A 19,937-nucleotide genomic window follows, 5' to 3' on the forward strand; every position below is an offset into this window, starting at 1 on the left:
CTCTAGTTCTAAGAGTTCTTCGCATTGTATCCGTTCTTCTTTTTTTAGCAAGTCCTCTTTCGTTGGATCATTCAACGTCTCTTCACAAAACGATGACGTCAAAGGGCCTGGTATTTCTAGCTCGTCGGTCGTCGCATGACTGTGCGGAATCGAAAAACTTGTCGCAAATAGAATCATGAAGATAATAAATGTATTTGGTGATCGATTTTTATACAAAAATTATCCCCCCTATTTTTTGATACTTATTTTCAATTGAATAATGCTCTTTTACGTTCGTTTCCCTTCTAAATAAGGGAATTAAACCATAAATTTTACATTTAAAAAATATAAAATAAAAGTTTTTTTATCTCTATACTAAAATTAAATAATACATCTATCTTTAATCTACTGATTTATTATTACAGCATAAAAAATAGACCTATAAATTAGGTCTATTTTATTTCTTTTCTTCTGTTGTAGCATCTGGAATCGGTAATTGAACCATACTCCCCGATCCACTGACGAGTGGTGACTTCCCGTCCCATTTCTTGACAGCTTCGTATTGAATCATTTCTTCCGTCAATGTCTTCTGTAGTTCTTTTTGAGCTTTTGCCAACCCTTGAGCTTCGATCAAACGGGCATCAGCTGCTCCTTTCGCTTCTACGCGAAGACGCTCTGCTTCTGCTTTAGCGATTTCAAGATCCGTCTTCTTTTTATCGAGTTCCTGCGACGCTTTGACACGCGCATCGATCGCTTCCTGTGTCTTTTCATCTGGTTTCGGTGCACCGAGTGCGACATCTTCGATAATGAAACCGATGTCCTTGACGTCTTCTGCAAACTGCGTTTGAATGCTCGTTGAGACATTCCCTGATTTTTCACCGAATAGTTCAAGGACGGTGACTTTTGAGATTTGCTCACGCGATGCATCATAGAGACGTTGTTTCAGATATCCTTTTGCAATCTCATCGATTTCAATCGGTCCGAACTTATTGAAGACTTTCGTCACCTTATCCGGTGAGACGGAGAAGCTGTATGTAAAGTCAACGACGATGTTCTTTCCGTCCTTAGTCGCAAGCGTCATGTTCTCAAGCGCTTTTGTCTGTGTCCGAATCGGATACTCTGTCACCCGTGTGATCGGTGAAACAACATGCCAACCTTGCGATAACGTCTCATCTTTGACACCGCTTGACGGTGTATAGACGACCCCAACTTGTCCAGGTTCGATTTGTTCAACGATGAACGGTGTTGTTGCAAGCAACGCTAGTACGAGAACACCTGCGATGATCATCGATGGGCGAATTTTTTTCTTCGGTTTGATTTCTCTCATTCTGAATCTCCTTTATCGATCTTTTCTTGGATATAGCGGTAGAGTTCCATGCCAAGCAAAACGATGAGGGCGAAAAACAATAATGTGAAAAAGATGGCCATCTAACCCCTCCTCTAACGAATTCCTTACTTTGTTCTACGTATCCATCTGGAAAATGTTTCATTTTTTTAAATGTCCGGTTGCTTATTTTTAATTTCTGTCCTAATATGGAGGGAACTTTGCCTGCTCTACGACAGATCACGATTTGTGGTACACTCGAATGAGCACATCACTTACTAGAAACGAGGGTTCATCTCTATATGATTACAGTACAAAACGTCGGTCTTCGCTTTGCAGATCGAAAATTATTCGAAGACGTCAACATTAAGTTCACACCAGGTAACTGTTACGGTCTGATCGGTGCAAATGGCGCTGGTAAATCGACATTCTTGAAAATTCTCGCTGGTGACATCGAAGCACAACAAGGCGATGTCATCATCACACCAGGCGAACGTTTAGGCGTTCTCCGTCAGAACCATTACGAATACGAAGAATTCCAAGTCATCGAAACGGTCATGATGGGACACAAACGTCTCTATGAAGTCATGAAAGAAAAAGATGCCATCTATATGAAAGAAGATTTCTCGGACGAAGACGGCATGCGTGCTGCTGAACTCGAAGGTGAATTCGCTGAGATGAACGGTTGGGAAGCGGAGTCGGAAGCCGCAATGCTTCTTCAAGGACTCGGCATCAAGGAAGACCTTCACTCGAAGACGATGGCTGAGCTGACAGGATCGGAAAAGGTCAAAGTTTTGCTTGCGCAAGCGTTGTTCGGTAAACCAGACATTCTCTTACTCGATGAGCCGACGAACGGACTTGATTTGAAAGCCGTCAAATGGCTCGAAGAATTCTTGATCGGATTCGAGAACACGGTCATTGTCATTTCCCACGACCGTCACTTCTTGAACAACGTCTGTACGCACATGGCGGATCTCGATTACGGTAAGATTCAACTGTATATCGGAAACTACGATTTCTGGTACGAGTCAAGTCAGCTTGCTTCGCGTATGGCAAGTGACCAAAACAAGAAAAAAGAAGAGAAAATCAAAGAACTTCAAGCCTTCATCGCGCGTTTCAGCTCAAACGCTTCAAAAGCGAAACAAGCGACGTCGCGGAAGAAATTGCTTGATAAAATCACACTCGACGACATTCGTCCATCGTCACGCCGTTATCCGTTCGTTGGTTTCACACCGGAACGTGAAATCGGAAATGACCTCTTGATGGTCGACGGCATCTCGAAGACGATCGATGGTGTCAAAGTCCTTGATAACGTCCGCTTCTCGTTGAACAAGACGGATAAAGTCGCGTTCATCAGTCAGAGCGATATCGCAATCACGACTCTCTTCAAGATCCTTATGGGTGAGATGGAACCGGATAGCGGTACGTTCAAATGGGGCGTAACAACTTCGCAGTCGTACTTGCCAAAAGATAACTCGGAATTCTTCGAAGGCTCGGACAAGACGATCCTCGATTGGCTCCGTCAGTACTCACCGGCAGATGAGAGCGATACGTTCCTCCGTGGATTCCTCGGTCGGATGCTCTTCTCAGGAGAAGAAGTCATGAAAAAAGCTTCTGTCTTATCTGGGGGCGAAAAAGTCCGTTGTATGCTTTCAAAAGCAATGCTCAGTGGTGCTAACGTCCTCGTCCTCGACGATCCAACGAACCACTTGGATCTCGAATCGATCACAGCACTCAACGATGGCTTGATTGCTTACAAAGGCGCGATGCTCTTCAGCTCGCATGACCATCAGTTCGTCGAAACAATCGCGAACCGGATCATCGAGTTGACGCCGAACGGTATCGTCGATAAAGAAACGACATACGATGAGTACTTGAACAATGATACGATCCAACAGCAACTAACAGCGTTATACGCGCAATGATTTTGAGGAGACCGGAACTGTCGTTTCGGTCTCTTTTTTGAACACGTTGAAGGAGGAATACGACATGAGGCACCGCGTATGCGCTGCGTTGATCGAAGAACAACAGATTCTAATGGTCGAATTACACACGCCTTCCCGGACATTTTGGACGTTACCGGGCGGAGGTGTCGAGAGTGGCGAAACAAAAGAACAAGCCGTCATGCGGGAAGTATTAGAGGAGACACACCTTCACGTCACAATCGAACGGCAACTCTACGAGATTTCAATTGATCAAGGAACAGAGACATGCTTTCTCGTCCGAAGTGCCTTAGGCAGTTCTGTACCTCGACTCGGGATTGATCCCGAACTCCCATTCGACCAACAAGAATTACGAACCGTCCGTTTCCGACCATTAAAGGAACTTCACGATGATCCACAGATTGCTCGTTTACTGACCTTATTGTAAAGGAAAGATTAACTAACTGAGATAAAACTGACCAGGCTTCTTTACACCCTCTACATAATCGACTGATTAAATGGAAATGTAGCAACAACACAAACTCATTTGGGGGAAACGAAAATGAAACGAACACTCATGGTTGGTCTATCAGCAGCGGTCTTGTCATCAAGTATGGTCCCGATGTTCGCGGATGCCCATAGTTCTTCTCATAGTACACGCAACATCAAGAAGGTCGAATTCTTGTCGATGGATGCACCGACGAAAATCGATCAGATGGTAAAAACCTATACAGAAGCAAAAGTTAAAGTCACGTATACGAACGGTAAAACAGAAGTGAAACCGTTGAACTATAATCAACTGTTCCTGTCGCAAGATAAAATCGTCGAAAACAAAGGAGAGATGATTGCAGCAGGTACACCAATCGATGCTATAGGTAATCCGATCATCGACCGCAGTGTACCGGACAAACCGGAAGCTTTCGTCTCAGATGCACCCGACTCGAACAGTCTGCTTGAAGTCCACGGAAAAAAATACATGGTTTCTCACTTCGAGTATGACTCGATCGACAACGCTGGTAATGAAGTCAAGGGACTTCCAGCATCGATGACATTAACAGAAGTCGTACAAGATAAAAAGACAGGGAAACTTGCTGTCAAAAAAGCCAGCAAGATTGATTTTGAGAACGTCAATGGACTCTGGACACCATGTAACGGTTCGACGACGCCATGGGGAACGCACCTTGGGTCAGAGGAATATGAACCAGATGCTCGTGCGTTTGAGTCAGACAAAACGTCAGCTGCTTATAAAGAAGTAAATGCCTTCGCTGAGCACTATTTCGGAACGACCGAAAAAGCAAATCCTTACTTCTACGGCTTCACACCGGAAATCTCGGTCGACCGAAAAGGGAAAGCGACAGCAGTCAAACACTACAGTACAGGTCGTTTCTCGCACGAGATGATGCAGATTCTGCCGGATCAAAAGACAGCGATCTTCGGTGACGACGGAAACAATACGATGATGTTCATGTACGTCGCGGACAAAAAACGTGATTTCTCAAAAGGAACACTTTACGCGGCGAAGTTCAAACAAACACGCGCAACAGAAGGCGGAGCGGGTGATCTCGAATGGATCAAGCTTGGTCATGCTTCCGATAAAGAAGTCAAACGCTTGATTGATAAAGGGACGAAGTTCAGCGACATCTTTGAGACAGCAGATGCGCCAACTCCGGGCTTTAAAGCGGTCAAAACAGCTGCTAGCAAAAAAGTCGAATACTTGAAGCTCAAGCCTGGTAAGGAAAAAGAAGCTGCCTTCCTTGAATCACGCCGTTATGGTGCGTTGCTTGGCGCAACATCAGAATTCAACAAGATGGAAGGCATCACGGTCAACGAGCAAGACAAAAAAGCCTACATCGCCTTGTCTTATGTGTCAGGCAGTACCGAAAAACAAGAAGGTGCTGTCCAAGACGACATCCAGCTTGAAAAACGCGAATCGGGTGCAACATTCGAAATCGATCTTGGCCGTGCAACAGGCATCGACAGCCGTTACGTACCAACGAATATGCAGGCACTCGTCATTGGTGAAGATTTGAAGAAGCCGGATGCTTACGGCAACACAGCGAATCCGGATCTCGTCGCGAATCCAGATAACCTCGCTTATTCCGCGACATCTAATACGCTCTTTATCGGTGAAGATAGCTCCTTGCATACGAATAACTTCGTTTGGGCCTATAATCTGAAGACGAAGAAGCTTTCACGGATTCTGTCCGTTCCAGTCGGAGCGGAAGCAACTGGTCTCCGTTCACTCGATCATGTTGGTGGGTATAGCTATCTCTTGAGCAACTACCAGCACCCAGGTGAAGCATTGACAGGGAAACAAATCACGGCCGTCGATCCAAAAGCGCTCGAACAAGCGATGAAAGACGGCATCGGGATTCAAAAAACAGGTGGTGTCGGTTACCTCTCTGGTTTACCGAGCGGTCATAAATCGTATACGCATCGATAAGATACTAAAAACGGATTCCCAAGCGCGGGAATCCGTTTTTTTATGCGTTGTTCTTCTTTTGTTTTGCTGCCTCTTCTTCCACACGTTGCAGCAGTCCATGAACGATTTTCTCGTTCTCCCGCTCGCCACCGAGTGACAAGAGACTTTTTCCAACAAAGTTCGCCCCCTCATTTTTTCCCGTATAGATCAACAGACAGCGATCATGGTCGATCGGTTTGAGCGTAAAGGTCATCTCGATCTTGAATATTTTAGCCAATGTGAATCCAATCGTATTTTGCTTGAAGTCCGGCTCGTTCGTATAGGCTAAATCGGTCACGATATAGGTTTCGAGTCGATTGCCCTGCATATACGTTTGGCGATAGGTCGAACCGACGACACCCGGTTTTCGTTCAATCACCTCGTGCTGGACGACATTTGGAATCAAACGCTGCAGTCGCGTGTGATCAAACAAGTGCCATGCTTCTTCAATCGGAATATCGAGCTGTCGTTCTTCTCTCCACGTAATCATACACCTGCCCCCTTTTTCTATAGAAATACCCTGTCATCCGGTCTTGTAACGTCCGGCGACAGGGCGAGAGCAGATTCTTATTTTACTGTGCTTGTTTCAAGGGCTGCACCGAGGAACTTCGCTAGTTCGAGCATACCGTAGCGTCCTGCAGCTGCCTCAGCATCCGAATTATAGTTCGTATTCGTATTGACGTCATACGTATAGATCGTACCTGACGTATCCTTAATGAACTCGATACCGGCGACCGCGATTTGGTTCGCTTGGAGGAATGCTTCATATTTTTCAATGATTGGGTCATCGAAGCCTTCAACGATTTGGAACTTCATCGGCGTTTGTGGCGCTTCTTCACCGACTGGGCAGAACAAGTCGTCGATCACACATGCATCCGCTGGGCAAAGCTCAAAACCTTCTGACGTATCGACTCGAACCGCATAGACGAATTTTCCACCCACGAACTCACAGCGCGTGATGTACGGTTCAGGTGCTTGAATATACTCTTGAATCAACGTGATGCCATCGACTGGTTCGTCGAATGTCGGACCGTCGAGATAAGCTTCAAGTGCTTCAATCGAGTGGAATAACTGGACGCCGAGACCTTTCCCAGCCCGGTTATGTTTCGTGATGAATGACGAAACGCCAATTTCTTTTGCTGCTTGTACGATTTGATCGCGTCCGACGGCAGCCGTCGTCTTCGGTACACGAATCCCAGCCTTACGCAACGCCGTGTATTGATTGACTTTGCTGACTTCTAAACGAAGCGCACGCGTTCCATTAAAGACAGTCCGGTCATGCTCTTCTAACCAAGCGAGCACTCCTTCCGTCAACTCCGGCGCGTAACGGTGCCCCCGCGTATGCGAAGAGGCACTCATGCGGCTGTAAAAGACGCCTTCTGGCGGCAGTTCATCCAGCGGAACAATCCCTTCATTCAAGTGCCACTCTTCATACGGTAACTCGAGTTCTTCGAGACGTTTGATGAGATGGTCCGTCCATTCTTGGTTTTCGTGGAGAATATGAATTTTTGTCATGATTGTTGACCTACCTTTCGTTTCGCTTCGACCAGTGGCATTACGTCACGGGCAAAGCGTTCCATTTCTTCGAGTTGTGGTGAGAATTGTAATAAGAGTAACGTGACACCAACAGCTTCGAATGCCAGAATGCGTTCAGCAATTTGTTCTGGTGTTCCGATTAAATTCGGACGTAGACCACGGTTCGAGACGGAATAATCGTTTCGTTCGACCTGTTGCTCCAGTTGCGATTTACTGATGAAATCCTGATAACCGGCATAACCAGCGCTGTCTTCCTTAACGTCCGTGATGCGTTGCCATTCAAGAAGTGCTTCTTCTTCCGTATCCCGACAAATGATGTAGGCAGCAAGACCGAAGCTCTCAAGCGGCGTTTGTCCCGTCGTTTCCCGGCGTACTTTCATGTCATTGATTTTATGGGCTACTTCTTCAACAGTACCCCCATGCATGACATAAGCGTCACAGTGTTCGACGATCGTCCGTTTTCCAGCTTCACTCTCTCCACCGGCGTAGAGCTTGATCCCTGGACGCTGGACTGGCTTCGGATGGAGTTCTGCTTGCTCGATCGTGTAGTGATGACCGGAGAAGCTATACGGTGACGCATCTGCCCATAGTCCCTTCATGACCGTGACGAACTCTTCCGTCCGAGCATAGCGTTCATCGTGTGCTGTGAAGATACCATTGTATTGTTTCGCTTCCTCTGCCCACCACGCTGAAACGACGTTGAGCGTAAAGCGTCCACCACTCAACTGATCGATGTTTGCCGCCATCTTCGCTGTCGTCGCTGGATTATGGAACCCGGGACGAACCGCTGTCATGATCTCAAGGCGTTCCGTCGTTGCAGCAATCGCTGCTGCCGTCGTCCATGCCTCAAGACTCGGTTCCTTGATGCCTTTGATATCATTCAAGTTCAATTCCGCAATCAACGTCGTCGAGAAGCCGATCCGTTCTGCTGTTTGTGCGACTTGTTTCGCATAATCGAAGGTCGGTGGCATCTGTTCATCCTCGACGTTACGTAACCATCCCCCAAAAATCGGTAACCAAAAACCATACTCCACTCCATCGTCCCCCTTATCATAAAAAAACGCTCTTTTCGAAGTTCGAAAAGAGCGACGGTATCTTGTCCTGTCCGCTCTTATCTTCGGAAGGTATCCCTTCCTGGAAGTAGCACCTTCCGCCACGGCGGGGTTGCTGAAGTGTCTTCGGGCCAGTCCCTCGACTTCTCTAGATAAGATGTGTTGCATTCATCGTACAAAATTCACTGAACTAAAGCAACCATTAAACCGTCTTTTCCAATCGGAATTATTTCGAGCATAAAAAATCCCGACATCGTGTCGGGATCCGGTATTAATATGGTGCGACGAAATCTGATGTTGGCTCTGGCGTTTGTTCACCACGAACACGATCATAGAATTTTGCAAAGGTAACACTGAAATATGGTGTAATCCACAAGAATGCTAGGCCGAGGGTAACGATTCCTAAAAGAGCCCAACCAATAAACGACAGTAGAAGAAGGAATGCTTCCATTTTATGCCCGTCCATCATTTTTCGGGAGCGTGTAATGGCCTCTAAGATACCAATCGATGGTTCATCTCGCAAAATATAGAACGTTAGCATGTAAGAAAATGATTTAATGATTCCCGGTACGACTAATAGCAGTAACCATAAGAAGATAAAAAAGAGTTGTACGATGGCTAGACCAATCACTTTGAAAAACATACCATATGGTTCAAATAAATCCGTCACTTTCGTTTCTTCTCCGCGAGCAATCGACATCGCAATCCAAGTCCAACCGACTCCGACCGGGATCAATAAAATCGATACCAACGATACGACGAGATCCATCGTATTAGCTGGTTCATCTATATCTGATCCAAATAATCCAGGCACACCTTGAATGATACTAAACAGAATAACTGTTAGGACTGCGAATCCCCAACGACCGCTGAGCGACTCCTTCGCTGCTTTTTTTAATTGAGATGACATGAGTAAGGTCCTCCTTGAAAAATAAGTTCTCACCTTACTCTACGGCTAATAACTTCTAATGTTTCACTGATTTTTCAATAATTTCCCCTCTTGTTTCTGTTTCAACCAAGCGCGCTCAAGTTGCCGCTCACACGCTGTATATAACGAACGTCGACCGTCGAGGCGTTCCATCGCGAATGGAATACCATGCTTTTTCGCCTGAGCGATGACATGTGCACTCGCTGCATGAGAGACACGGCTCGTCACGACGACGATCGCGTCCGTCTTTTTGGCGAGACAAGCAATCTTTTTCGCGGACTGTGCGTCCCCTGCTAGATGAATTAATTCGATCCCCGTCGGCACAAAGAACTCACGATAGACAGCGGTCTGTTGTTCGTTTCCAACGATAACAAGACGCATGCCTGTGAAGCGCGTGAAATCTAACGGTGTCTTATCAACGAAATCCATCAATTGTCCCGGTACGGCTGTTGTTACGATCGGTTCAATCGTTTGCTCTTTTGGCATACGGACGCGACGCTGCGCTTTTTTAGCTTTCGGCACTGGTTGCCGTTTCATTTTTCGTGCATACCGATTTGACTTTTTTGTTGTCACAGGCGTCTTCACTACCTGTTGTTCTATCGCTGACGGACGGTTGGATGATGCGTTGACGATCGGCTCTTCATACGTGAACGGATGCTTCCAAGCAATCGTTAATGTATCCTTCCGCCCCCGCCACATGACGAGATCGACAAGTTGCCCTGCTTCTAGTCGGAAATAGCGCATGTCTTCTACCGGTACAACATAATAGAACGATCTGCCCGACTCATCTTGCAGTGGACCATTCACCGTTTCCTCAATGATTCCATGTGCTTTGACGATTGCTTGTTCAAACACGACACGTTCCGGATTCTCTCTCATTCGCTCCGTCGAGACGACGGCTTCGATACGGCATATCTTTTTTTGATCATCCTGACGATCGACACGGACCCGAACTTCCATGCCGTGCTCGAGATTCCAATCGCGGACGTCTCGTTCAGAAATATGACTGCCCGACCATTCTAGTAAAGTACCGCCTTTTAACCCCCGCTGAAACGTATAGGCATAACGTTGCTTGCGTACTGGCTCGACCGGTACTTGCGGTGGAATGACGATGGTCTGCTCTAGCTCTATTGCTTCATCGATGACCAATGTTTCTTGAACGTCGCGCGGTGCATAATACGCTGACATCTTGACCCATTCATCGATTCCGTTTACTTCGTCGAGCCAGAGTTGCCAATCTTCATACCGCTCCACGGCCGCTAATTTCATCTGTACCAATTCAGTTGCTCGTTCCATCACCTGTTGCATCATCCATGACCACTTCCTTTGCGTTTTTTTCACTATAGCAACGAAAAAACGCGGAAGTAGTTCAAAAAAACAGCCTGGTTGTTTTTTTGTTTAGGTACGTTGTTGAATTTCCACAGCCGGATCCTGACGCTTATATTTTGCGACGATGACGATCAAAACCGTAATGATCACAAGCAGGAACCAAGAAGACAATTTTCCAAGATCAACGACTGCCCATCCGCCTTCTTGATGCGGATAGACCCATCCTTTAAAGAACGTTACGATGTTCTCCGCGATCCAAATGAAAAAGGCGATCAATAAAAAGGACAGGACGAGCGGCATCCGGTAGATCGTTTGCTCGATCGTAAAATGAACCCATGACTTATAGAAGACGAGAACGACGAGGACCATCAATAGCCAGCGTGCATCGAAGATCCAGTGGTGGGTGAAGAAGTTGAGATAGACGAGACTCCCGACGCTGATCGCAAGCCAAGGTGGTGGAAATGCTATAAATCGTAAATGAAATCGCCGAAACGCCTGGCAGACATAACTCGCAACGCTTGCGTACATGAATCCTGCATACAAGGGAACACCAGCCACTTTCGTCAAAGCGTCTTCCGGATAACTCCAAGATCCGACGTTCACTTTAAACAGTTCAAGGGCTAGACCAATGACGTGAAACAATAAGATCAGTTTGAATTCTTCCATCGTTTCATAACGCGTGACGAGTAAGACGATTTGGACGAGAATACACCAAAGCAACAAAAGATCATATCGAGCAACCGGTTCAGTAGGAAGATAACGTGAAAGAGCAAGCGCCGCAAAAATCATCACGGGAAAGACGCAACAGATGGCTTCTATGTATGTAAAACGAATCAGGTGCCGGATCGCTTTCATTTTTCTCCCTCCTTTTTCTTCAGTATACGTTTCTCTTTTATCCTTCCCCTCCTACTTAGGATGTAAAAAACGGAAAATTTCGTCTTTCTTCTTCCACTTTCCTCATGATACAGTTAACAAATCAATTATTTTTAAGAAATGAGGTGCCAGACATGACGCGTCATCGTGCTTCCTGGTTGTTACGCGCTACGTTAAAGTGGGGGCTCTTCCTACTTGGTTTATTTTTACTCGCCCTTGGCTCATCGATGATGATCACAGCTGAACTCGGTGTCTCGACGTGGGATGTATTGCATCTCGGTCTCCAAAAAAAGACGCCGCTATCCGTCGGAACGATCATCTTGCTTGTCGGTCTATTACTCGTTTTCGTTAAGTACGCATTAGACCGCGTCACACCGCAAATCGGAACGCTCGTCAACGCGATTTTCGTTGGTGTCTTCATGAATCTTGTGCTTGGTTCTCATCTCTTACCCTCTTTTGAATCGATCTGGTTGAATACGCTCTGGCTGATTTTCGGTATCTTCATCATTGGGATGGGCGCTGGTCTGTATGTCGCTGTCGGATACGGGGCTGGTCCACGTGATGGGTTAACGCTGACACTTGCAGAGCGCTTCGGAACGTCGATTCGTCTGATGCGGACGATCATGGAAGTCACGGCATGCGGCATCGGTTGGTTGCTTGGGGGACCTGTTTTCTTCGGTACGATCCTCTCGATTTTCCTGATTGGACCGTTTCTGCAATTTTGGTTGTTTTATTTCCGCCGGATCATTGCAGCGATTGATGCAAAAGGAATTCCAGCGTCTGAACGCCAAATTAGCTAAGTCGCCTGACTCGATATCATTCTGCGTGAATGATATCTTTTTTTATGTCAGAAGCAGATAAGTTGCGCCATCAAAATAAACAAGTTATATTCGTTTACATATCAATCTTTGATACGTCAAAGGTTTCTTCGAACGAAGGGAAGGATGTGATGGATTGAGTATTTCCTGCACCGAAAAAGGACGTTTGATCTATGCACTCGTCTCCGTCAATAAGACGATTGCTCAAAAATTCGATCTCTGTACGGATGGTTTCAGTCAGACTCGAATGGACCTACTTGCTCAACTACAAGTCGATCAAACGATCAGTCAAAAAGAATTGCAAAAACGCGTCAATGTCGATCATGCAGCAGTGACCCGTCATCTCAAACATCTGGAATCGACCGGGATGATTGCTCGCGAGCGGTCAGCCGCTGACAATCGGGTGATTCTTGTTTCCTTAACGGAACAAGGGGCGACGCGCATTGCACGATTACGCGAACAAAAAGATGAGTTCCTCGAGAACTTACTCGAAGGATTCTCCGCTGAAGAACAACGGACGCTAGCTGAGATGATTCAACGCATCGAAGCGAACGCCGACACATTACCTAAATTAAAAGAGGAGTCGATTTAATATGGCAACGCAAACAACAACAGACTTCATGGAAATCGTCAAAGGACGTCGCTCGATCCGTAACTACGATACAGACGTGAAGATCTCAAAAGAAGAAATGACACAAATTCTTGAAGAGGCAACACTCGCACCTTCTTCTGTCAACATGCAACCATGGCGTTTCCTCGTCATCGATAGCGAAGAAGGCAAAGCAACACTTGCACCACTCGCGAAATTCAACCAAGTCCAAGTCGAGACATCTTCTGCTGTCATCGCGGTCTTCGGTGACATGAACGCTGTTGATCAACTCGAGAACATCTACGATACAGCTGTCGCAAAAGGACTCATGCCACAAGAAGTACGCGATCGCCAAGTACCAGCGATCCAAGGGATGTACAGCAGTGTATCGGCGAACGATTTGAAAGACAGCATCTTGATTGACTCGGGTCTCGTCTCGATGCAATTGATGCTCGTCGCTCGTGCACACGGATATGATACAAATCCAATTGGTGGTTACGAGAAAGATCAAATCGCGGAAGCATTCGGTCTTGAAAAAGATCGTTATGTACCGGTCATGTTGCTATCGATCGGTAAAGCGGTGGACGCTGGATATCCATCAGTTCGCCTACCAATCAACGACATCGCAGACTGGAAATAAGTTTTTTTACACTATAAAAAAAGAAAACACACACAAGGGAGATTGAATAATTATGACTACTCAAACAACAACGGACTTCATGGAAATCGTCAAAGGACGCCGCTCGATTCGTAACTACGACACAAACGTAAAAATTTCAAAAGAAGAAATGACACAAATCCTTGAAGAAGCAACACTTGCACCATCTTCAGTTAACATGCAACCATGGCGTTTCCTCGTCATCGATAGCGAAGAAGGTAAAGCGACACTCGCACCACTCGCAAAATTCAACCAAGTTCAAGTCGAGACATCTTCTGCTGTCATCGCCGTCTTCGGTGACATGAACGCAGTCGATAGCATCGAGACAATCTATGATATGGCTGTGGAAAAAGGTCTTATGCCGCAAGAAGTACGTGATCGCCAAGTACCAGCTATCAAAGGGTTCTACCGTCCAGAAGACGTTGAAACATTACGTGATAGCATCTTGATCGACTCAGGTCTCGTTTCGATGCAATTGATGCTCGTTGCTCGTGCACACGGTTACGATACAAACCCAATCGGTGGTTACGAAAAAGACCAAATCGCAGAAGCATTCGGTCTTGAAAAAGAACGTTACCTCCCAGTCATGTTGCTTTCAATCGGTAAAGCAGTGGACGCAGGATACCCATCGGTTCGTCTACCAATCGCTGACATCGCAGAGTGGAAATAAGCGATTTCACCTAGTCCGGATTCCTTTCATAGGAATCCGGCTTTTTTGTATACTCAAAGAAAAGGAGGTGTCAGCGATGTATGATGTGACGATTATCGGAGCTGGTGTAGCAGGAATTTTCCTCGCCCATCAGCTCGTTGAAGACGGACAACGCGTCCTACTGCTCGATGCCGGAAAACCGATTCGCGAACGAACAGCAGAAGATGCGTATCTTGGATTCGCAGGGCTTGGCAAATCAGAAGGAAAGTTTAATTATGCGACGGGATTCGGTGGAGAACTCGTCTCAAAAATCGGTGAAGAGACGACTCGACGACTGTTCCAAGAAGTCGATGATCTTTTATGTACATATGGTGGAGGTACAGTTGAGACCTATTCGACGCATTCCCCTATTGTAGCGTCTCGCGCCCGCCGCGCCGGTCTACATTCGGTCGAGACGACCGTCCGTCATTTAGGCACAGTACGGACAGCTGCTGTCTTCACGGCGTTTGAGGACGCCTTATTACCGCGTCTCGATGCCCGATTCGAAACGACAATCGAGCAGATCACGAAGTCGAAGTCGTTTACGATCAAAACAGCGGACGAGACCTTCGTCAGTCAACGGATCGTGTTCGCGACAGGTCGTTCAGGTGCAGACTTTACGTTGCACCAGTTAGCGACGCTTGGTGTCACCCCACAGCGAACTCGACTCGATCTCGGGGTGCGAATTGAGACGGATGAGGGACTATTTCGGACATTGTTACAGGAGACGTTCGAGACGAAGCTCGGTTACGACTCGCCTTACGGTCAAGCCGTCACCTATTGCATGAATCCGCGCGGACGGATCATCCGCAAATATCAAGAAGGACTCGTCATGCCGGACGGTCAAAACGTCCACGAGACGGCAGACGGCTCGACGAATCTGAACTTTACACTATTTCTCCCGCGGTATTTTTCGACACTAGCGAAAGCGAATGCGTATGCCGCGCGCATCATTGGCGGAATCAACCAAGGTGGTGATCGCATTCTCATTCAGCGACTCAGTGATTTCCGAACATCGCGAGCGACGGCACACGATCAATTGAGTCGTAACACGGTCATCCCTTCCCTAACCGCGTCTCCCGGTAATTTGCATGCAGAAGTACCTGCAGAAGACCTGCTTGTCTTAGAAGCGTTTTTAGAGCGCCTTGAGCAACTCCTTGAAGTGGAACTTCCAGGAGATACGTTGCTTTACGGATTAGATGGCAAGTTTTACGCACCGATGCTTGAGACGTCAGAGACGTTTGAGACGACATGTCCCGGTGTCTATGCGATTGGTGATTGTTCCGGTGCGACACACTCGCTTGCCCAAGCAGCTGCTAGCGGACTCCATCTTGGCTATGCCTTGACGCAAAACAGCCGGTCCCTCTTCGCTTAAGCGGAGAATGACCGGCTTGTCTTATTTCTTGAATGCTTCGTACACTTTCAATTGTTTCCCTTTGACCTTCGTCGTCTTCATCGCCCGGAGGACAAGCGGACCTTTCCCGTTGAGGATATCCACATACGTCAACGTATCCTGAATCGAGATGATGCCGATGTCGTCTGCCGTGACGCCTTCAATCTTAGCAATCGTTCCAACAAAGTCGACGGCACGGAGTTTTTTCTTTTTCCCGCCGTTAAAGAATAATTTCATGATGTCCGCATCAAGCTGTTCCGTTTTCGAAGAACGCGTATCTTCCGTCGCCATCTTCTCCTCGAATGCATCCGCTGTCCGCATCAAGTCCTTTTCTGTCGGTGCTTGGCGACGTGTCAGCTTCCCGTGATACTGCTCGATTTCCTTTAGGCGACGTTCGTCTGCCGGCGTGACGAGACTGATTGCTTGTCCTGCTGCTCCTGCACGCCCCGTCCGACCGGTCCGGTGAACGTAGCTTTCTCGTTCGACAGGGAGATCATACTGGATGACGTGCGTGATGTTCTCGATATCGATCCCACGTGCTGCGACATCTGTTGCGACAAGAATTCGGAACTTCCCGGCACGGAAGGCTTTCATCGCATCGAGTCGATCGTCTTGTTCCATTCCACCGTGAATTGCTTCAACCGGGTAGTCATGGGCGCGGAGACCATTCGCGACGAAATCGACGTGTTCTTTCGTCCGACAGAAGATCATGCAGCGATCCGGGTTTTCAGCGACGAGAACATCTTTCAAAATCGCGAATTTCGTCTTATCCGTTACCGGAATATAACTATGCGCAATCGTCGAGACGACGGTCTCACCCGCTTCGATTCGTTTTGGTGCATCCATGTAGCGGTTGCTCAACTGTTCGATATCTTCCGGGAAGGTCGCAGAGAACAACAGTGTCATCCGCTCTTTTGGTAACTCGGACAAGATGGCATCGACTTGATCGAGGAAGCCCATGTTCAGCATTTCATCCGCTTCATCTAAAACGACGTAACGGACTTTCTCAAGTGATAACGTGCCCCGCTCGATATGATCGCGTACGCGTCCCGGTGTTCCGACGACGATGTGTGTCTTTTGTTTGAGCTCCGTGACTTGCCCGCGGAACGGTTGCTTGCCGAAGACGGCTGTCGCTTTGATCCGCTTATAGCGTCCGATGTTCATGATATCTTCTTTGACCTGCAAGGCAAGCTCACGTGTTGGCGTCAAGACTAAGACCTGTGGTTTATTTTCTTCCCACTCGACGAGTTCACACAGTGGAATCGCAAACGATGCCGTCTTTCCGCTCCCCGTCCGTGATTTGACGATGACGTCTTTTCCGGATAATACGACCGGAATGACCGATTGTTGGACTTCGGTTGGTGTCGTGTAACCGAGTTGCTCGATTGAATCGAGAATCGGTGTGCTTAAGTTAAAATCATTGAATCGTGTACGTGTCATAGAATGTCCTCATTTCTTATCGTAAAAAAAGCTTCCCACCGAAACGATGAGAAGCCCAACGAATTATTTGGATGCTACTTTATCTTTTTTGATTTGCTTACTACGTAATTGACCACACGCCGCATCGATGTCTGTTCCGTGCTCAAGACGAACACCACAGTTCAAGCCGTTCTTTTTCAACGTATCGTAGAACGTCGTGATATCTTCAGACGTACTGCGCTGATATTGACCGTGCTCATCGACCGGGTTGTACGGAATCAAGTTGACATACGTCAAGTGACGTTTGTCTTCGAACAGTTTTGCGAGTTCGACTGCGTGTTCCTTTTGGTCGTTGACGCCACGAAGCAAGATGTACTCGATCGTGATTTTACGGTTCGTTGTTTGAACGTAATAATCGATTGCTGGCATCAATTTCTCAAGCGGGATCGCCCGGTTGATTTTCATGATTTGCGTACGCAATTCATTGTTTGGTGCGTGAAGCGAGATCGCCAAGTTGACTTGGAGTTTCAAGTCAGCGAACTTGTAGATTTTATCTGCCAAACCACTTGTCGAAACCGTGATGTGACGCGCACCGATTGCAAGACCATTGTGGTCCTTGATGACGTTTAAGAAGTCGACCATGTTGTCGAAGTTATCGAACGGTTCACCGATACCCATGACGACGACGTGGCTGACACGTTCTTCGTTACCGACTGCATCGAGGTGATGCTGGACGTTCATGATCTGCTCAACGATTTCGCCTGCTGACAAGTCGCGGCTCTTCTTGATCAGACCACTTGCACAGAAGCTACAGCCGATGTTACAGCCGACCTGTGTCGTAACACAGACAGAAAGACCGTACTTATGACGCATTAGGACCGTTTCAATCAAGTTGCCATCATATAATTTGAAAAGGAACTTGATTGTTCCATCTGCTGATTCTTGCTTGACCGCTTCTGTCATCGAGTCAATCGTAAAACTCTGATCTAACAACTCAAGGCAATCCTTGTTGACATTCGTCATTTCCGCGAAAGTCGTGACACGTTTACGGTAGAGCCAATCCCATACTTGTTTGGCACGGAATGGTTTGTGCCCTTGATTCGATAACCATTCTGTCATCTGCTCAAGCGTTAATCCATAAATGGATGGTTTATTCATTTCGAAAGACCTCATTTCTTTTTCCAGAACTACAACATTCCTTTATCTTAGTAAAAATCAGCGCATGACGCAACGTTCAAATCCTAAATGTTCACTTTCTGTAAAGTTTTTGCGCCACTTTCGATCAAATCGACAGACTCCGACGTCCGAATTGAACGACTGCTCCAGTCAAGAACACGAGACAGAGGACAAGTAAAAGAATCGAATGAAGAAGAAAATGATTCGTTCCTTCTAGTAATTGCGTCGTGTTAAATAAGGAGAAGACGGATAGATAACGGAGCCACTCCGTCTTGTCACTTAGTTCCGACAGAATCGTCAAGACGATCGATAGGACAAGCACACTACCAGCAAGCGAAAAAGCACGACGTTCTTCGTCAAATAACGTCGCAACGAATAACGTAAAGGCACCGATCGCCAAGAGTAACAATAGCGCATTGAGTTGAATCCGCCATAAGATGACGTCATTGATCGAAATATCTGTCATCCACCAGTCGGATACCATCAAGACGAGTCCATTCAGTCCTACGAGAACCATACTTGCGATACCCATGACGATCGCGACAGCAAACGTATACGCATTCCGGGTGATCGGGGCTGCGAGATAGACAATCAGCTCTCCATTGTCGATTGGTCGCGCAACGAGTCGCGCTGCTAATGAGAGCAAGAATAGACTCGCAATGACTTGAAAAATCAGTCCGTAATAGTTTCCCCCGAGCAGATCCAGTACATTCTCGAACCCTGTCACCTTATCGTATTGAAATGCTTTTAAGACTTCCGGAGGTAACGCTTCTAGTTTTGCTTCTAGTAAACCGGTCTTCATCATCGATGGATATAGCAACGCAAGCATCAATAAGTAGAGACTCGTTCCAATCGCATAAGCAAGCACGGGCTTTCTGACCTGCTTGAATAAAGAGCGGATCAGCAATATCACGACGATTCCTCCTCCCCATAATAATGCAAAAAGACCTGTTCTAAATCATCTGCTGACGGACGAATCAGCCGTACATCATACTGGGTTAAATAAGCGATCACCTGATTTAAGCTCAGCGTCTCGTCCGTTTGAAAACTGACTTCCAGCCGCTTCGGTTCAACACCGACTTGCATCGCGAACTGTGCCGCCTCCACCTCTGTTCGGAAGACGATCGTGTACGTCTTTCGACTCGATCGAACCAACTCATGAATATCCGATTCGACGATGATGCGCCCTGCTTTGATTAAAGCCGCTCGATCGCACGATTTTTCCATCTCCGGAAAGTGATGTGAACTCATCAGAATCGCTTTTCCAGCATGCTTCTCCTGTTCGATCCACTCTAAAAAACGCTCTTGCATCAAAGGATCGAGTCCACTGGTCGGCTCATCAAGTAGATAGACGGGTGCATCCTTCATGAAGCAACCGACAAGTGCCAGTTTTTGTTTCATTCCCTTTGACATCTTGCGGATTTTCGTCTTCGTCTCAAAAGGAAATCGTTTCAACAACAGTTGTCGTCGTGCCGGATCGCTACCGTGTAGTCGTTGCATCAAATCCAGCATGTCTGCTCCCGTCATGTCTCCAGGTAAACTAATCTCCCCCGGCAAATAACCGACCAATTTCTTCACTTCTTTACTTTGCTTCCAGCAATCAAAACCGCCGATCGTCGCCTTTCCACCGTCCGCAGCCAGTAGTCCCATCAGATGTCGGAGTGTCGTTGATTTTCCAGATCCGTTTGGTCCGATGAAACCGAATATCGTCCCCGGATCAACTGTAAAACTGACATCGAATATTCCACGCCCCGGTGCAAACTCTTTCGTGACATGCTCTAAACGGATCATC

General features: G+C 46.9%; 20 protein-coding genes and 1 riboswitch. Of the genes, 8 read left to right on the forward strand and 12 right to left on the reverse strand.

The features are described 5' to 3' along the window. Together ASF99_RS17635 and ASF99_RS14830 are read right to left on the reverse strand one after the other, a co-directional pair. The coding region (locus tag ASF99_RS17635) for a hypothetical protein (protein ID WP_235515956.1) at positions 1–216 on the reverse strand (216 nt) is incomplete at its 3' end. 220 nt (positions 217–436) lie between these two features. Then, positions 437–1,306, reverse strand: a complete 870-nt coding sequence (locus tag ASF99_RS14830) for a prohibitin family protein (protein WP_035395536.1) — start codon at positions 1,304–1,306, stop codon at positions 437–439. 299 nt (positions 1,307–1,605) lie between these two features. Here ASF99_RS14830 and ASF99_RS14835 point away from each other — a divergent pair, with 299 nt between their 5' ends. The 3 genes from ASF99_RS14835 to ASF99_RS14845 all read left to right on the forward strand — a co-directional run bounded on the left by ASF99_RS14835 (position 1,606) and on the right by ASF99_RS14845 (position 5,668). After that, a complete protein-coding gene (locus ASF99_RS14835) occupies positions 1,606–3,228 on the forward strand; it encodes an ABC-F family ATP-binding cassette domain-containing protein (protein WP_023469778.1) in 1,623 nt (540 codons plus the stop codon). A gap of 64 nt (positions 3,229–3,292) precedes the next feature. Beyond that, positions 3,293–3,673, forward strand: a complete 381-nt coding sequence (locus ASF99_RS14840; protein ID WP_055969684.1) for an NUDIX domain-containing protein — start codon at positions 3,293–3,295, stop codon at positions 3,671–3,673. A 114-nt stretch (positions 3,674–3,787) separates the two neighbouring features. Continuing rightward, on the forward strand, positions 3,788–5,668 hold the full coding sequence (locus ASF99_RS14845) for a PhoX family protein (RefSeq protein WP_055969687.1): 1,881 nt from the start codon (positions 3,788–3,790) through the stop codon (positions 5,666–5,668). Positions 5,669–5,708: 40 nt separating this feature from the next. Here the strand turns inward: ASF99_RS14845 and ASF99_RS14850 are convergent, their stop codons facing one another. The 6 genes from ASF99_RS14850 to ASF99_RS14875 all read right to left on the reverse strand — a co-directional run bounded on the left by ASF99_RS14850 (position 5,709) and on the right by ASF99_RS14875 (position 11,386). Beyond that, a complete protein-coding gene (locus tag ASF99_RS14850) occupies positions 5,709–6,176 on the reverse strand; it encodes a hypothetical protein (RefSeq protein ID WP_023469781.1) in 468 nt (155 codons plus the stop codon). Positions 6,177–6,253: 77 nt separating this feature from the next. Further along, positions 6,254–7,201 (reverse strand): ATP-grasp domain-containing protein, encoded by a 948-nt coding sequence (locus ASF99_RS14855; RefSeq protein ID WP_023469782.1) that lies wholly within the window; start codon positions 7,199–7,201, stop codon positions 6,254–6,256. Further along, a complete protein-coding gene (locus ASF99_RS14860) occupies positions 7,198–8,256 on the reverse strand; it encodes an LLM class flavin-dependent oxidoreductase (protein ID WP_023469783.1) in 1,059 nt (352 codons plus the stop codon). The genes ASF99_RS14855 and ASF99_RS14860 overlap by 4 nt, the downstream gene beginning before the upstream one ends. Before the next feature lie 74 nt (positions 8,257–8,330). Continuing rightward, positions 8,331–8,433: riboswitch (SAM riboswitch) on the reverse strand. Positions 8,434–8,545: 112 nt separating this feature from the next. Further along, complete coding sequence (locus ASF99_RS14865; RefSeq protein ID WP_023469784.1) at positions 8,546–9,184, reverse strand: DUF975 family protein; 639 nt, start codon at positions 9,182–9,184, stop codon at positions 8,546–8,548. Positions 9,185–9,247: 63 nt separating this feature from the next. Further along, a complete protein-coding gene (locus ASF99_RS14870; RefSeq protein WP_055969690.1) occupies positions 9,248–10,513 on the reverse strand; it encodes a DUF2325 domain-containing protein in 1,266 nt (421 codons plus the stop codon). An 87-nt stretch (positions 10,514–10,600) separates the two neighbouring features. After that, entirely contained in the window at positions 10,601–11,386 is a 786-nt protein-coding gene (locus tag ASF99_RS14875; RefSeq protein ID WP_023469786.1) for a DUF817 domain-containing protein, read from the reverse strand. Positions 11,387–11,538: 152 nt separating this feature from the next. Here ASF99_RS14875 and ASF99_RS14880 point away from each other — a divergent pair, with 152 nt between their 5' ends. From ASF99_RS14880 to ASF99_RS14900, 5 genes are all read left to right on the forward strand, one after another. Then, positions 11,539–12,204: a YczE/YyaS/YitT family protein gene (locus ASF99_RS14880; protein ID WP_023469787.1), complete on the forward strand. Its 666-nt coding sequence runs from the start codon at positions 11,539–11,541 to the stop codon at positions 12,202–12,204. Between the two features lie 154 nt (positions 12,205–12,358). Next, entirely contained in the window at positions 12,359–12,814 is a 456-nt protein-coding gene (locus tag ASF99_RS14885; protein WP_023469788.1) for a MarR family winged helix-turn-helix transcriptional regulator, read from the forward strand. 1 nt (position 12,815) lies between these two features. Continuing rightward, positions 12,816–13,451: a nitroreductase family protein gene (locus tag ASF99_RS14890; protein ID WP_055969693.1), complete on the forward strand. Its 636-nt coding sequence runs from the start codon at positions 12,816–12,818 to the stop codon at positions 13,449–13,451. A 52-nt stretch (positions 13,452–13,503) separates the two neighbouring features. Then, positions 13,504–14,139: a nitroreductase family protein gene (locus tag ASF99_RS14895; protein WP_023469790.1), complete on the forward strand. Its 636-nt coding sequence runs from the start codon at positions 13,504–13,506 to the stop codon at positions 14,137–14,139. A gap of 76 nt (positions 14,140–14,215) precedes the next feature. Then, the gene (locus ASF99_RS14900; RefSeq protein ID WP_055969696.1) at positions 14,216–15,532 is read left to right on the forward strand and encodes an NAD(P)/FAD-dependent oxidoreductase; all 1,317 of its coding nucleotides are present in this window, start codon (positions 14,216–14,218) and stop codon (positions 15,530–15,532) included. Between the two features lie 21 nt (positions 15,533–15,553). Here ASF99_RS14900 and ASF99_RS14905 read toward each other — a convergent pair whose 3' ends face one another. From ASF99_RS14905 to ASF99_RS14920, 4 genes are all read right to left on the reverse strand, one after another. After that, complete coding sequence (locus tag ASF99_RS14905) at positions 15,554–16,990, reverse strand: DEAD/DEAH box helicase (protein WP_055969697.1); 1,437 nt, start codon at positions 16,988–16,990, stop codon at positions 15,554–15,556. A 63-nt stretch (positions 16,991–17,053) separates the two neighbouring features. After that, positions 17,054–18,127, reverse strand: coding sequence for a 23S rRNA (adenine(2503)-C(2))-methyltransferase RlmN (rlmN, locus tag ASF99_RS14910; protein WP_023469793.1), 1,074 nt, complete (start codon positions 18,125–18,127; stop codon positions 17,054–17,056). A 124-nt stretch (positions 18,128–18,251) separates the two neighbouring features. Continuing rightward, the gene (locus ASF99_RS14915; RefSeq protein ID WP_055969700.1) at positions 18,252–19,058 is read right to left on the reverse strand and encodes an ABC transporter permease subunit; all 807 of its coding nucleotides are present in this window, start codon (positions 19,056–19,058) and stop codon (positions 18,252–18,254) included. Further along, positions 19,055–19,936: an ABC transporter ATP-binding protein gene (locus tag ASF99_RS14920; protein ID WP_055969703.1), complete on the reverse strand. Its 882-nt coding sequence runs from the start codon at positions 19,934–19,936 to the stop codon at positions 19,055–19,057. Before ASF99_RS14920 ends, ASF99_RS14915 begins: the two co-directional genes overlap by 4 nt. Between the last annotated feature and the right edge of the window lies 1 nt (position 19,937).

The sequence above is a fragment of the Exiguobacterium sp. Leaf187 genome (assembly GCF_001423925.1).
GTDB classification, from domain to species: domain Bacteria; phylum Bacillota; class Bacilli; order Exiguobacteriales; family Exiguobacteriaceae; genus Exiguobacterium_A; species Exiguobacterium_A indicum.

What these genes read in the sequence shown, in the direction of transcription:
- ASF99_RS14830 (WP_035395536.1), bottom strand. Translation starts at nt 1,306, where the DNA reads ATGAGAGAAATCAAACCGAAGAAAAAAATTCGCCCATCGATGATCATC.
- ASF99_RS14835 (WP_023469778.1), top strand. Translation starts at nt 1,606, where the DNA reads ATGATTACAGTACAAAACGTCGGTCTTCGCTTTGCAGATCGAAAATTA.
- ASF99_RS14840 (WP_055969684.1), top strand. Translation starts at nt 3,293, where the DNA reads ATGAGGCACCGCGTATGCGCTGCGTTGATCGAAGAACAACAGATTCTA.
- ASF99_RS14845 (WP_055969687.1), top strand. Translation starts at nt 3,788, where the DNA reads ATGAAACGAACACTCATGGTTGGTCTATCAGCAGCGGTCTTGTCATCA.
- ASF99_RS14850 (WP_023469781.1), bottom strand. Translation starts at nt 6,176, where the DNA reads ATGATTACGTGGAGAGAAGAACGACAGCTCGATATTCCGATTGAAGAA.
- ASF99_RS14855 (WP_023469782.1), bottom strand. Translation starts at nt 7,201, where the DNA reads ATGACAAAAATTCATATTCTCCACGAAAACCAAGAATGGACGGACCAT.
- ASF99_RS14865 (WP_023469784.1), bottom strand. Translation starts at nt 9,184, where the DNA reads ATGTCATCTCAATTAAAAAAAGCAGCGAAGGAGTCGCTCAGCGGTCGT.
- ASF99_RS14870 (WP_055969690.1), bottom strand. Translation starts at nt 10,513, where the DNA reads ATGATGCAACAGGTGATGGAACGAGCAACTGAATTGGTACAGATGAAA.
- ASF99_RS14875 (WP_023469786.1), bottom strand. Translation starts at nt 11,386, where the DNA reads ATGAAAGCGATCCGGCACCTGATTCGTTTTACATACATAGAAGCCATC.
- ASF99_RS14880 (WP_023469787.1), top strand. Translation starts at nt 11,539, where the DNA reads ATGACGCGTCATCGTGCTTCCTGGTTGTTACGCGCTACGTTAAAGTGG.
- ASF99_RS14890 (WP_055969693.1), top strand. Translation starts at nt 12,816, where the DNA reads ATGGCAACGCAAACAACAACAGACTTCATGGAAATCGTCAAAGGACGT.
- ASF99_RS14895 (WP_023469790.1), top strand. Translation starts at nt 13,504, where the DNA reads ATGACTACTCAAACAACAACGGACTTCATGGAAATCGTCAAAGGACGC.
- ASF99_RS14900 (WP_055969696.1), top strand. Translation starts at nt 14,216, where the DNA reads ATGTATGATGTGACGATTATCGGAGCTGGTGTAGCAGGAATTTTCCTC.
- ASF99_RS14905 (WP_055969697.1), bottom strand. Translation starts at nt 16,990, where the DNA reads ATGACACGTACACGATTCAATGATTTTAACTTAAGCACACCGATTCTC.
- rlmN (WP_023469793.1), bottom strand. Translation starts at nt 18,127, where the DNA reads ATGAATAAACCATCCATTTATGGATTAACGCTTGAGCAGATGACAGAA.
- ASF99_RS14920 (WP_055969703.1), bottom strand. Translation starts at nt 19,936, where the DNA reads ATGATCCGTTTAGAGCATGTCACGAAAGAGTTTGCACCGGGGCGTGGA.